Origin of the sequence: Paraburkholderia eburnea (assembly GCF_002917095.1) — a bacterium.
GTDB lineage: Bacteria > Pseudomonadota > Gammaproteobacteria > Burkholderiales > Burkholderiaceae > Paraburkholderia > Paraburkholderia eburnea.
Genome location: NZ_PQGA01000039.1, coordinates 1 through 12,998 on the forward strand (window position 1 = coordinate 1; position 12,998 = coordinate 12,998).

Genomic DNA, 12,998 nt, shown 5'->3' on the forward strand with positions numbered 1-12,998 from the left:
AGTGTCAGGCACGCTCAGTCGGACCGGGTATCCTGGTGTGATGCGCCACGCAAGCCATACCCAACGGAACTGACGGACAAAGAATGGCGTTTCGCCGTTGCGCACCTGAGCTTGTCGGCGCGCACCTGAGTCGAGCCTGTGCCGCCCTACCCGACCTGGTTGAAATATTCGCCTGCCCGCGCAACAGGTTCGCTCAATCGATCGGCCCATTGCGCGGGCAATCCGGCGCGGCATCAATACCGGCTAGCTGGAATGCTCGATCCACGCGTCGTGTCGTACTTTCCATAGTCTGCATTGAGCCGGTGAACAGGGCCTGCATATAGAGTGGTGCGAGCACGATTTCAACAATCAACTCGGAACTGGGTACGACCTCGCCCAACTGTCGCCCTACGTCGAGCATTTGATTCAGTTCTTCCAGGCGCCGTCCAATGGGAGTTTTCATAATGTCCCGTTCTTGCGCCGAAACCTGCGGTGTCATCGCCATCACGCGCAGCAACGACAGCGAATGCTGATTGCTCAACGAGTGCGCGATCGACATGGCCCATGTCACCAGATTCTCACGCACCGATCCGCCGGTCGGAATCGGCTCTTCGCGAATCAGACGTTCAACAGCGACGTCGGCCATCAGATTCCGGATATCTCCCCAGCGTCTGTACAAACTGGTCTTATTGACCGCCGCCCGTTCCGCAATCTCAAGCATTGACGGAATCTCGCCATGCCGTTCGCTCAACAGTGCTTCCACTGCGTCAAACACCGCGTTCTTGACCCGTGTGCTTCGCCCTCTGGGCCGCTTTTGTGAAGTCTCAGTCATGCGCCATTAAAGCAAATAAAGTTGCCTTTTGTCCAGTTGTATGTAAAAGTACATTGGGTTGCTTTAGTTTGGAAATTCTAGCTTCGGTTATTGCGGGCCAGTTCGTCACCGGGGCGGTTACTGGACCCCGGCTGCACTGCAGGCTCCGCATCGACCCTGTGAGCGACTGAGCGAAATGGACGTAATTTGCCTTCCAGACTAGCCCCTAACTTTTTCAAGGAAATCGTCGTGACCACTCAAACAGTCATGAACCCTCCCGCGAAAGCTTCCGCTTTCCTGTTCCCCGGCGATGAACAGTTCTGGTTCGAGACAGTGCGCATGTTCGGTGCGGACGAGTACGGCGGTGGCTCGTTTGGGGAAGTCATGGCGGTCAGCGCCCGTATCACGGCGGGCGACTACGACAGTTGGTATGACGCCTGGAACGCCATGGCGGATCGCATCGCATCCGAGGGCGATCGGCAGTTCGCCAACGGCCGTCGGATCAGCGCTCGCGACAGCTACCTGCGCGCCTGCAACTATTACCGCTCCTCGGAATTCTTCCTGCATGGCAATCCGCAGGACCCGCGTGTCAATCGTGCCTGGGAACGCTCAGTCGCCTGCTACCGGTCGGCGGCGGCGCTGCACGATCCTGGGATCAAGCCGGTGGACATCCCCTATGAAGGCACCACGTTGCCCGGCTACTTTCACTACGCCGGCGAGGGCGTGCGGCCGCTGCTGATCCTGCATAGCGGCTTCGACGGTTCCGCCGAAGAACTGCACTGGAGCGGGGCGCGGGCAGCGGTGGAGCGCGGATATCATGTACTGTGCTTCGACGGTCCTGGCCAGTGCGGCCCCCTGCACAACGAGGGACTAGTCTTCCGCCACGACTGGGAGAATGTCGTCACGCCGGTGGTCGATTTCGCGCTGACATTGCCCGGTATCGATCCGTCTCGCATCGCGCTTCGCGGGGAAAGCCTCGGTGGCTATCTCGCGCCCCGCGCGGCAGCCTTCGAACATCGCATTGCCGCCGTCATCGCCAACGACGGCCTCTACGACTACGGCGCGCCCCACGTGAGCCGAATGCCCGAGGCCGGGCGGCACGCGCTTTTAAGCGCGTTGAGGGACGGTCCTGTGCCACAGGTAGACCGGGCGATGGAAGTGGCCATGGCCGCGTCGCCGGTGTCGCGCTGGGCGATTACGCATGGCATGTGGTGTTTTGGCGCCGCAACGCCCAGTGAATACATCGGCAAGACGCTCGACTATACGCTGGCAGGCGGAATCGCCGAGCAAATCCGCTGCCCAACCCTCGTCTGCGATGCCGAGGGCGACCTGTTCTTCAAGGGGCAGCCTCAGCAGCTTTACGACCATCTCACGTGCCAGAAGACGCTGATGACCTTCACCAATGAGGAGGGTGCGGGCGCTCATTGCGAGGTCGGGGCCGGCCGCCTCGCCAATGCGCGTATATTCGACTGGCTGGATGAGACGCTGGGGAGGTGATGAGGGCGCGCCCCGGACAGTTGCCGACCAGGTTCGCCTGGGAGCAGCGAATCCCTCACACCTGCCTCGATGACGCCGCTATCTGGCACGCCGTGGCGTTACGTTACTCCCACGCTACTTGCGCGAGTTCATTGGAAAGCGCCCACAATGCAGCGGCAAGCCGCTCGTCTCGCGCCTGCTGTGCCACCTTCGCATGGGCCACACGCCCCTTCATTTCGTAGAAGCCGTCCGGACCATAGTACGCCCCGCCTTGTGCGGCAGCGGAGGTCGCGGCGTAAAGAGCGGGCAACGCGCCCTCGGCCGCGAACTGGCTCAACCACGGCGAAAGCAGCAGGGAAAGACGCCAGAGCACGCCACCGGTCGTTCCCGGGCCGTTGGCGATCAGTTCGGTCCGCGATGAGCCCGGGTGAGCGCCGATGCTGACGAGCCCCCAACCGTTCGCCTCGCTGCGCCGTTGCAGCTCCAGCGAAAAGAGCAGATTGGCAAGTTTCGACTGCGCATAGGCCTTCCACGGTTGGTAAGAACGGCTTGCCTGCAAGTCGTCGACGTCGATGCGGCCCTGCCGGTGAGCGAGACTGCTCAAGGTCACCACGCACGCGCGATGCGCCCCCTTCAGCAGCGGCAGCAATCGCGCAGTCAGGGCGAAGTGTCCGAGATGATTGGTCGCAAACTGCAATTCATAGCCGTCTGCACTCAGGTGCCGATCCGGCAACGCCATGACACCGGCATTATTGACGAGCAGGTCGAGCTGGCGCCCGCTTGTCACCGTGCGCGCGGCGAACTGCTCGATCGATTCGAGGCTCGCGAGATCGAGCAACTCGAAATGCACCCGCGCGTCGGGACAGATTGCCCGGATGTTGCGTATTGCCCGATCGCCTCTCGCTGCATTGCGCGCGGCCACGATCACATCGGCGCCGGCCTTCGCGAGTGCCAGCGCAATTTCATAGCCCAGGCCGCCCGTCGCGCCGGTCACGACGGCAAGCTTGCCGGTTTGCGCCGGCATGTCTGCGGCGGTCCATTCTTTCATCGATTCGTTCATCCTGGTTGCGGGAGCGGTCATGTCGCGGCGGGTGCGAGGGTGTGGCCGTGAGCGCTCGCGGTTTTGCCCAGGTCGCGCAGATAGAAACGCAGCGCGAGCAAGGCGGCGCAAACCATCAGTACGCCGCTGACGAATGTCACTACCGTCAAGGCAAGGCCCAGCCCGAAACGGTCAGACAACAAACCCGTGATCCAGGGCCCCGGCATGGAACCGAGCGCGGCACTGGCAATCACACCGCACGTCGCCGAAAATGCGCGCCCGCGTGGATGCACGAGTTCCTGCGTCATGCTCATCGGCGCGGTTACGGCGGTCGAGCCCACGAGGATCGAGATAGCCAGCAAACCATACTGCATTTGCCAACCGCCGACGAAATGAAAGATCGACAGATTGAGCACGGAGCAAAACGCGGCGGCCACAGCAACGTAGACGAGCTTGGCCCGCCGATAGCGCTGCGTGACGCGGTCCATAATCCACCCGCCCAGCGGCGTCCCAACAACCGGCAGCAGCATCAACACGCTCGTCAGTAGCGAAGCTTTCTGCAGCGGAAAATGATGGACGCGGTTGAGCCAGGTCGGGAGGAAGTAAAACACCGGCACGCTTTGCATCATGGTCATGCCGGACATGAAGAACGAGAACAGCAGCGAGGGCACACCGAGGATGCGCCAGCGCGATGAGAGAGAAGCGCTGACGCGAATCGGCCCTTCCCTGTCGCGGCGATCGGCGCGGGCGGCACCGACGAGGAGATCGCCGCTGCGATAGTCGGCGCCGAAGTACAGCAACGCGGCCACGAGCAGCCCCGGCAGCGCGACGACACCGAACGCATGACGCCATCCATAATGCTGCGCGATATAGCCGGCGCCAGCCACGCCGAGCGCCATGCCCACTGGCGCCCCTGCACTGAAGAGTCCCAGCCCTAGCTGGAGGTGGCGGCGCGGAAACGCGGCGGCGATCCACGAATAGGCAGCGGGCGCATAGCCTGCCTCGCCGATCCCAACCACGGCCCGCGCCACGAGCAACGGCCCGAAGCTTGCGGCCACGCCGCCAAGCGCACCAGCCACGCTCCAGACGCCTCCCATCAACGCGGCAGTCTTCACGCGACTCCAGCGGTCGATGGCGAGCGCCACCGGGAACGCAAACACGATCATGCCGAACGTCAGCGCGGAATTGAGCAGCCCCGCCTGCGCGTCGGTAATGTGCCAGTCAAGACGAATGGCGGGCAGCAACGCCGCAATCAGCATGCGATCCGCAAAATCGAAAATCATCAGTAGTGCAAATAGACTGAATACCCTCAGGGTACGGCGGCGGCCAAACAGCCAGCCATCGAGTGCGCCGGGGTGCGCAATGCCGGCTGTCCGCAGATCGGGACCGTTCATGCTTGACATCCTCATTCGTGAGCCGTAACGCTGCGTCGAAACTACCGGAAGTCTCCCGGCAGCGCGTATTGGGTAGCGCTAACATCTCACCAGTGTGGAGCAAGCCTGCCTCGCGGTCAAACGAGGAATCGCGCAGACCATATGCAGGATTCGACTAAGCGAACCGGGGCGAAAGCTAGCGCACCTCGTGCGTGCTTTCTCGCTGAATGAGTTCGCAAAACAGTTCTTCGGGCGCGGCGGGTGCCCCGTCGGCGGGGTCGTCGCGATCGCGTTCGACCAGACCGAAGATCGTTTCGGCCGCGAGTTCGCCGATCGCCCGTGCCGGAGGCCGAATGGTCGTGAGACCCGGACTCAGCATTTCCGAAAAGGCATAGTCGCCGAAACCGACGATCGCGCATTGGTCCGGCACGCTCACGCCCGCGCCGCGCGCCGCCAGCAGCGCACCCGAGGCGAGGTTGTCGTTGGCGAAGATGATCGCGTCGGCCGGTTCGCGGCGCCTGACGAGCGCTTCCAGCGCCTGTCGGCCCGCCCGCAGAGGCTGCGGTTCGGTGGGCACGAAGGTCCACGGCCTGCGGCCCGATTCGCGCATCACTTCGATATAGCCGTCGCGCCGGTCGAGCGCGCTGATGTCGCCCGCGAGGCTGTTCTGCACGAAAGCGATTCGCCGGTAACCCATGTCCACCAGATGCCGGGCTGCGAGCCGGCCAACCTTCACATGCGAAAAACCAATCTGGATGGGCGCGCGTTTGGGCTGGAAGTCCCACGTCTCGATCACCGGCACGTTGGCGCCTTCGATCATTTTTTCCGTTGCAGCGGAATGATGATGGGAAGTCAGCACCAGCGCCGCGGGCGACCAGCCGAGGAAGGCTCGCACCGCGTTCTCTTCGAGCGTCGCGGAGAAGTAGCTCGAAGCGAGCAGCAATTGGTAGCCGCGCGCCGTGAGCGCATCGCTGAAACTCTGAATGGTGTCGGCAAAAATGGGCCCGGAGATATTGGGCAGCACCATGCCGACCACGCGGCTGCGCGCCGAAGCAAGCCCCCCCGCCACCAGATTCGGCACATAGCCCAGCTCAGCCACGGCTCCGGCAATGCGCTCGCGCAACTCCTCCGAGAGGCGCTGCGGCTCCTGGAAGTAGCGCGACACGCTGATCTGGGAAATGCCGAGATGGGCGGCAACATCGCGCAAGGTAATGCGACCCGTATTGCGCCGGCGTCGGGCATCGGCGCCACCGGAAGCCGCAGCCCCCTTAGTCTCATCCGACATATGTTCCGCTGTTTTCATTGTTTGACTTGAATTCCGCACTCCCGCAACATGCGGCCGATGTTAGCGCTACCCAATCATCGTGTCCAGCGATGAGTCCAGCGCGGGGTTCAAACACACGACAGGGCCTACAACAAGATGACCGCAAGCACGCGTCAAATGCATCTCGGCGCCTTTCTCATGGAGACAGGCCACCATGTGGCCGCCTGGCGCCTCCCTTCCGTGCAGGCCGATGCCGGCACGGACCTGCGAGCCTACACGACATTGGCGCAAACCGCCGAGCGCGCATGCTTCGACGCCGTTTTCCTCGCCGACAACGTCGCTGCGAATGTCGCGCCGGGCGCCGACCGCGCACCGCGCTCCGACCGGCTCGACCCGATGATCCTGTTGCCTGCGCTCGCGGCGCTCACGGAGCGCATCGGTCTCGTCGCCACGGTCACGACCACCTACAACGAGCCGTACCACGTGGCCCGCAAGTTCGGATCGCTCGATGTGCTGAGCGGCGGCCGGGCCGGATGGAACCTCGTGACCTCCGACAATGCGGCCGAAGCGCAAAACTTCGGGCGGGCCGAGCACATGGGCCACGCGCAGCGCTACGACCGTGCGCACGAGTTCTACCGTGTCGTGGCGGGACTGTGGGACAGCTGGGACGAATCGAGCTTCGTTCGCGACAAGGCAAGCGGCGTCTACTACGACGCTGCCACCCTCTCGGTGCTCCACCATCGCGGCAAGCATTTCAGCGTGGCGGGTCCGCTCAACGTTCCGCGCTCGCCTCAGGGCCGGCCCGTGGTCGTTCAGGCCGGTTCGTCCGAAGCGGGACGCACGCTGGCTGCCCGGACCGCCGACGTGGTCTTCACCGCCCACACGGAACTGGCGTCGGCACAAACGTTCTATAGCGACATGAAAGCGCGCGCGGTGGTTGCGGGACGGGACCCGGACCAGTTGAAGATCATGCCCGGCATTTCCGTGATCGTGGCCCGTACCGATTCGGAAGCGCAGGAGCGCTTTGAAGAACTGCAGTCGCTCGTGGACCCGGTGGCAGGCCTCGCCATGCTTTCGCGCATGCTCGGCAATTTCGATCTCTCGCGCTATCCGCTCGATGGACCGCTGCCTGACCTGCCGGTCACTGACAGCGGGCAGCGCAGCCGCCAGGTACTCCTCACATCGCTTGCCGGCGCCGAGCGCTTGACCATTCGCCAGCTTTATCTGCGCATTGCGGCGGGGCGTGGGCATCACATGGTGGTCGGCTCCGCGGAGCGGGTGGCCGACGCCATGCAGCAATGGTTCGAATCGGGCGCCGCCGACGGCTTCAACGTGATGCCCGCCGACCTGCCGGACGGACTTACGCGCTTCTGCGAGCTTGTCGTGCCGAAACTGCAGCAACGCGGCCTCTTTCGCACACGCTATACCGGTACGACCTTGCGGGACCATCTGGGCCTGCGCAAGCCGGCGCGCCTCGCGACGGCCTTGCAGAACGGCGTCTGATCAACGATACCCGCCTCATCGCACACTAATACGCTGTCAACGAACAGCCTGGATAACATATGAATAATTTAGTAATGCAAATCAAATGGGACGGGGAAATCCTCAGGCTGGCCGCGTCATCGAAGTCGATTGCCGCCGCCGCGCTGTATGCCGCGGCGACGCTTGCCCACGCCGAGACCAATGCGGACAGCACGGCGGGCGTGAAGATACTCGACACCGTCACCGTCACTGCGACGCGGCGCAGCGAACCGGTTCAGAAAGTCCCCGTCGCCGTCAGTGTGGTCACGGGCGCCGACATGGCGCGCTCGAACTCCAATAACGTCCAATCGCTCATCACGCAGGTTCCGGAACTCACGTTCAAACCCTCCCTGTCGAGCAAGGACGAAACGCTGACGATACGAGGCATCGGAACCAACTCGACCTCACCTGGCGTAGAGCCTTCAGTATCGACCGTGATCGACGGCGTCGTCTATGCACGGCCGGGTCAGGCGACACTCGACCTGCTCAATGTCGACCACGTCGAAATTCTGCGCGGCGCTCAAGGCACACTGTTCGGCAAGAACTCAACGGCGGGGGTCATCAACGTCGTCACGAACGACCCCTCGAAAACGACCACGGGCTACGTTGACACGCAGATCTACCAGGGCGGCGAGCAGCGCGTCAGCGCGGGCGTGGCCACCACCCTCATTCCCGGTTTGCTGACCGGTTCGTTCAGCGCGCTTTACGGGCGCTACGACGGCAACGTGACGAACATCCACACCGGCGAGGAAATCAACGGCTACAACCACAAGGGCTTTCGCGCGAAATTCGTCCTGACACCCAACCAGGACATCAAGGCAACCTTCATCGCCGACTATATGCATGCCCACGATTCGTTTGCGAGCGGCGTGATCGGCGAGGCAACGAATCCCCTGTTCGGCGTCGCGCTTTCGCCCGTAGTGCCGGGCATGGGCAACCGCACCGTCAACTACCCCTACGGTCCTGCGGAACTCGACACCAACTGGGGACTCTCCGCACAGGTCGACTGGAACCTCGGCCACGGATATACGTTGACGTCGATCTCCGCCTATCGCCAGTGGCTCAACACGCAGTACACGGACGAAGCGTTCGTGCCGACGCTCTACACGGCGATCCCCGCCGAAAACGATCGTGGCTATGTGGGCTTCACCCAGCTTTCTCAGGAACTGCGGCTGACTTCGCCGAAGGGCGGCTTCTTCGACTATGTCGCCGGTCTCTACGTGCAGCACACGCAGGACAACGAAAACTACAACCGCGCCGAGTACAGTTGCCTGAATTCCACGCTGCCAGGCGTCGCGCCGGGCCTCACGCCATGCGCGGCCGGCGCCTCCACGATCGTCCCCACGACGGGCGACGCGGTGTTCAATACGCTGACCAACAGCATCGCGGCTTACGGCGAAGGCACGTTCCACATCACGCCGCGCTTGCGCCTCATCGCCGGCGTCCGGGTCACGCACGATCAGGTGGGTTACGATTTCAACCGGACGTCCACCTCCGCCGTGGCGGTGCCCGGCGTCAACCCGTCCTTTGCCTCATCGGGCTTCACCGACGCAAACGGCATTTCCGGCCGCCTGGGGCTGCAGTTCGATCTGGCCAGCAATGTCATGGTCTACGCTATGTACTCGCATGGATACAAAGGCCCGGCCATCAACACGTTCTTCAACATGCAGCAGCGCGACACCACGGCGTTGAAGCCGGAAGGGTCGAACTCGTATGAAATCGGCCTGAAAACGCAGACGCCGGATCACCGCTGGACCGCCAATCTGGCACTCTACGACGCCCACTACACAAACTATCAGGCAAACTTCTTCGACACGGTGGCAGGCCAGGTCGTGACGCGTCTGATCAACGCCGGCTCCGTCGCGACCAAGGGCATCGAACTCGATGTGGGGGCACGCCCGGTGACGGGACTCACGCTGAAGGGTGGGCTCGCCCTTTCGGATGCACGCGTCGAACAGTTCGCGTGCCCCGTGGGTGCGCAGGCCAGTTGCAATGTCAACGGCACACGTCTGCCATTCGCACCGACCTTCAGGACCAACATCTCGGCCGACTATCGCCATCCGTTGCCTCTGGGACCGGAACTGGAACTGTATGCGAACTACTTCTGGCAGGCGCGCGAGCAGTTCTCGCTGCCAGCGACCACGACCACCGAACAGGGCGCATACGGCATCCTGAATGCAAGCGTCGCGCTCAACTTCGATAGCGGCTGGCGCGTCGCACTCATCGGCAAGAACCTGCTCAACAAGTCTTATGTCGAGGCGATGGCGAACGGCACCGGCTATGTTGCGATTGCTGTGCCCCGCGATGCATCCCGCTACTTTGGCGTGCAACTGCGCAAAGACTTCTTCTGATATTGACCGCTTTACCAGTTCACCCGCCCCGCAAACCGGCTCCGAGGTTGCCTTCAGGCAAACGCAACCTCTTCAAGGAACGTGGCGAAGTAATCGTCGTTCAGCCATCCGCCAAGATGCATCGACGCCTCGATACGCTGGATTTCCTTCTGTCCTTTATCGGTCACGATTGCAATCTGCAATGGCGGCAGATACTTCGTACTGGGGGGCGGTTTCTGATCAATGACCTGGATCAGGCCGAGTGTGCGCAGCGACGTGAAAATGGCCGGCCGCTTGTGCCACGGTATCTGTCGATACAAGGCAAGTCTAAGAGCTTCAAGTGCAGCGCCATTGTTGAATTCCATGAGCATCCTTCTGGTGGTCGGCTGAAATGTTCTGTTGGCTCTTTGTACTCACGCTAGCACATGTAGCGGTTTATACGATGACACACACAAGACACTTCACCTCCGGAGATTATGGCGTGGCCGGCTGGACGCGTGGACGTAGACAACGATATTGATTTCATCTTCCTTACTTAAACGTATCACGTAACGATCTGGAAAGTCCCTACCCTCAAGTTGTCCAGATCTTTGTCGATATGCCAATGGTGTTGACGGTATGAGCACAAAGCATATGGCGATCGAGGGCCAGAACAAGCATTCACGAGAAGCGGGACAGCCGACGACTTCACGCGCGACGGTCGGCGAGTTGCTGCGCGTGCTCAAGGCGCGAATGGTCACGCCGCTCGCGCTTGTCGCCATTCTCTCGGCCATTGCCTTGAATACCGCTATCGCGCTCCACCAGTCGCGCGAGCAACGGCGCGCGCTCGAGCAGCAGCATGCCGTTGAATCGGTCAAGCGTGACCTGGACGAGTTGCAGAACACGTTGCTCGATGAGCATGAGCAGCTTTACACCGTCATCGGAACGCGGCCCTTTTATCGCCGCGCAGCCTACATCTACCCGCTTCCACTACTCATCGACAACGCGAGCGCCGCGCAACAAACCTGCGAGGGCCGCGAGCGCTGTCTCGCGCTGCTCGACGAGTTGAAGGACATGATTCGCCATCTGGGGCGCATGAGCAACGAACTGGCGATGCGCGCCATGCTTGAGCCTGGCAGCGTGACTGTCGCGACACCGCTGCTTGGCGAACTTGATGCGCGTTTTTTCCAGACCATGCAGAAGATTGGCGAGATTCGCGTGGACGAAGACGCCCATCTCGATCAGTCGGTTACCAAGGCGTCCCGTGACTCACAGACCACTGCAGCACTTCTGCTCGGATCGGGACTTGCCGCGGCGTGTCTGCTGCTGGCTTTTCTCCGCCGCAACGCACACATCACGAAATCCTTGCGCGAAGCGCTTTATACGGCGGATATCGCCCGCGAGAAATATCAGCGTCTCTTCGAACTGAACCCGTTGCCAGTCTGGATTGTCGATGATGTGTCCACACGTCTTGTGGCAGTCAACGATGTGGCGGCCAGAGTCTTTGGCTATCGCGCAGATGAAATGCTTGAATTGAGGCTTGCCGATTTGCGGCAGGATGAAACGGCGTTGCATGGCAAGTCGCTGCCGCATGGGGGCGCGCGCGAGAACGGCACGGCCATCTGGGAGCACCGGACCAAAAGCGGCGAATTTCGCTCGATGAATGTATTCCAGCTACAAACGGATTTTGACGGTCATAGCGCAACGCTCTGCGTGATGGAAGACGTTACGGCACAACTGGCTGCCCAGGCCGAACTCCGGCATCGGGCTGAATACGACGCCCTCACCGGGCTGTCGAACCGCAAGCATTTCGACGAGAGCCTCACCCGGATGCTCGAGCAGGCGAAGCGCAGCGGCGCGGCGCTTGCCGTGATTTTCCTCGATCTCGACAATTTCAAGGAGGTTAACGACTCGCTCGGCCATCGCGTTGGCGATGCGCTGCTGACTCATATCGCCAAGAGGATCGAACGCGTCGTCGGTGAGCGCGGCACCGTGGCGCGTTATGGTGGCGACGAGTTCATGATCGTCACCGGTGGCGCAGACTCAGTGCTGACACCGCTGCTCGATTCACTGCTCCTTGCCATGACGGAACCGGCTCATGTATCGGGTCACGAGCTTTTCATCGAAGCCAGCATCGGCATCAGTATTCATCCTTCCGACGGCGACGACACCGACACGCTGGTACGCAATGCCGACGCCGCCATGTATCTGTCGAAGCAGAACGGCCGCAACCAGTACCAGTTCTATCGTCCTGAATTGAGCAAAGCCGCCATTGCTCGCCTGCGCATTTCGACGCGCCTGCGCCAGGCGCTCAGAAACGGGACATTGAAGGTGCTCTATCAACCTCAATTCGATATGCGCTCTGGAGCGATGATTGGTGCGGAAGCGCTCCTGCGATGGACCGATGCCCAACTGGGTAGCGTCTCGCCCGCGTTATTCATCCCCATCGCGGAGGAAACCGGATTGATTCGCGGCATTGGTGAATGGGTGCTGCGCGAGGCATGCAAGGAGGCCGCGCGCTGGAATGCCAACGATGCGCGTGCGCTTCGCGTGTCGGTCAACGTCTCTCCACTGCAATTCGAACATGGCGATCTGATCGGACAGGTCCGCAGCGCGCTGCACGATTCAGGTCTTTTGCCCGAACTGCTCGAACTCGAAGTGACCGAGGGCGCGCTCATGCGTCATCCCGATCTCGCATCGAGGAAGTTGGCCGGACTACGCGAGATGGGCGTGCGCATCGCGATTGACGATTTCGGTACGGGATATTCCAGCCTCGGATATCTGAAACGCTTCCGCGCAGATCGCCTCAAGATTGATCGGGAATTCGTGCGCGAGGTTGGCCTGGATGCGGAGACAGAAACGATCACACGCGCCATCATTGCTCTGGCGCAGGCGCTCAATTTCGAACTCATCGCCGAAGGCGTCGAGACAAACAGCCAGCGGGATTTCCTCCTTCGAAACGGCTGCATACAGGCGCAAGGGTTTCTTTACAGCCAGGCCGTGAGCGCGGATAAGATCCGGGACATCGTTGCAAGTCATCTATCCGGCGCAACCGAGGCGGGCTAACCCGTCTGAATGCTGGAACTCGTTTAGAGCGTGTGAGGCACTTACGGTCAGGTTCGACGTACCACTGGACAGCCAGTTGCAAGTGCTCTCTGTTACCAGGTTTTCGCTGACCCTTTACCGGGGGAGGCGTCCATACCATCTAACACGCTACAAGGGCTCC

At 61.7% G+C, this 12,998-nt stretch carries 9 protein-coding genes; 4 read left to right on the top strand and 5 right to left on the bottom strand.

Features of this window, described 5'->3' with window-relative positions; genetic code table 11:
• Positions 1-193: 193 nt before the first annotated feature.
• The gene (locus B0G62_RS30585; protein ID WP_167401372.1) at positions 194-742 is read right to left on the bottom strand and encodes a TetR/AcrR family transcriptional regulator; all 549 of its coding nucleotides are present in this window, start codon (positions 740-742) and stop codon (positions 194-196) included.
• A gap of 297 nt (positions 743-1,039) precedes the next feature.
• Between B0G62_RS30585 and B0G62_RS30590 the strand changes: the two genes are divergently transcribed.
• Entirely contained in the window at positions 1,040-2,287 is a 1,248-nt protein-coding gene (locus tag B0G62_RS30590) for an alpha/beta hydrolase family protein (protein ID WP_208624261.1), read from the top strand.
• A gap of 103 nt (positions 2,288-2,390) precedes the next feature.
• On the opposite strand, the gene B0G62_RS30595 is transcribed toward B0G62_RS30590, so the two are convergent.
• From B0G62_RS30595 to B0G62_RS30605, 3 genes are all read right to left on the bottom strand, one after another.
• On the bottom strand, positions 2,391-3,347 hold the full coding sequence (locus tag B0G62_RS30595; RefSeq protein ID WP_341865964.1) for an oxidoreductase: 957 nt from the start codon (positions 3,345-3,347) through the stop codon (positions 2,391-2,393).
• On the bottom strand, positions 3,344-4,699 hold the full coding sequence (locus B0G62_RS30600; RefSeq protein WP_103707912.1) for an MFS transporter: 1,356 nt from the start codon (positions 4,697-4,699) through the stop codon (positions 3,344-3,346). The genes B0G62_RS30595 and B0G62_RS30600 overlap by 4 nt, the downstream gene beginning before the upstream one ends.
• Before the next feature lie 175 nt (positions 4,700-4,874).
• A complete protein-coding gene (locus B0G62_RS30605) occupies positions 4,875-5,963 on the bottom strand; it encodes a LacI family DNA-binding transcriptional regulator (protein WP_103707913.1) in 1,089 nt (362 codons plus the stop codon).
• 135 nt (positions 5,964-6,098) lie between these two features.
• Here B0G62_RS30605 and B0G62_RS30610 point away from each other — a divergent pair, with 135 nt between their 5' ends.
• Together B0G62_RS30610 and B0G62_RS30615 are read left to right on the top strand one after the other, a co-directional pair.
• Complete coding sequence (locus B0G62_RS30610) at positions 6,099-7,445, top strand: LLM class flavin-dependent oxidoreductase (RefSeq protein ID WP_103707914.1); 1,347 nt, start codon at positions 6,099-6,101, stop codon at positions 7,443-7,445.
• A gap of 59 nt (positions 7,446-7,504) precedes the next feature.
• A complete protein-coding gene (locus tag B0G62_RS30615; protein WP_208624262.1) occupies positions 7,505-9,814 on the top strand; it encodes a TonB-dependent receptor in 2,310 nt (769 codons plus the stop codon).
• Positions 9,815-9,867: 53 nt separating this feature from the next.
• Here B0G62_RS30615 and B0G62_RS30620 read toward each other — a convergent pair whose 3' ends face one another.
• Positions 9,868-10,158 carry a hypothetical protein gene (locus B0G62_RS30620; RefSeq protein ID WP_103707916.1) on the bottom strand — a complete coding sequence of 97 codons (291 nt, stop codon included), beginning with the start codon at positions 10,156-10,158 and terminating at the stop codon, positions 9,868-9,870.
• Between the two features lie 253 nt (positions 10,159-10,411).
• On the opposite strand from B0G62_RS30620, the gene B0G62_RS30625 reads away from it, so the two are divergent.
• The gene (locus B0G62_RS30625; protein ID WP_103707917.1) at positions 10,412-12,838 is read left to right on the top strand and encodes a putative bifunctional diguanylate cyclase/phosphodiesterase; all 2,427 of its coding nucleotides are present in this window, start codon (positions 10,412-10,414) and stop codon (positions 12,836-12,838) included.
• The last annotated feature ends 160 nt before the right edge of the window (positions 12,839-12,998 follow it).

Coding starts and splice junctions, on each gene's coding strand:
- B0G62_RS30600 (WP_103707912.1), bottom strand. CDS start 4,699: ATGAACGGTCCCGATCTGCGGACAGCCGGCATTGCGCACCCCGGCGCA.
- B0G62_RS30605 (WP_103707913.1), bottom strand. CDS start 5,963: ATGTCGGATGAGACTAAGGGGGCTGCGGCTTCCGGTGGCGCCGATGCC.
- B0G62_RS30625 (WP_103707917.1), top strand. CDS start 10,412: ATGAGCACAAAGCATATGGCGATCGAGGGCCAGAACAAGCATTCACGA.
- B0G62_RS30610 (WP_103707914.1), top strand. CDS start 6,099: ATGACCGCAAGCACGCGTCAAATGCATCTCGGCGCCTTTCTCATGGAG.
- B0G62_RS30595 (WP_341865964.1), bottom strand. CDS start 3,347: ATGACCGCTCCCGCAACCAGGATGAACGAATCGATGAAAGAATGGACC.
- B0G62_RS30620 (WP_103707916.1), bottom strand. CDS start 10,158: ATGGAATTCAACAATGGCGCTGCACTTGAAGCTCTTAGACTTGCCTTG.
- B0G62_RS30615 (WP_208624262.1), top strand. CDS start 7,505: ATGAATAATTTAGTAATGCAAATCAAATGGGACGGGGAAATCCTCAGG.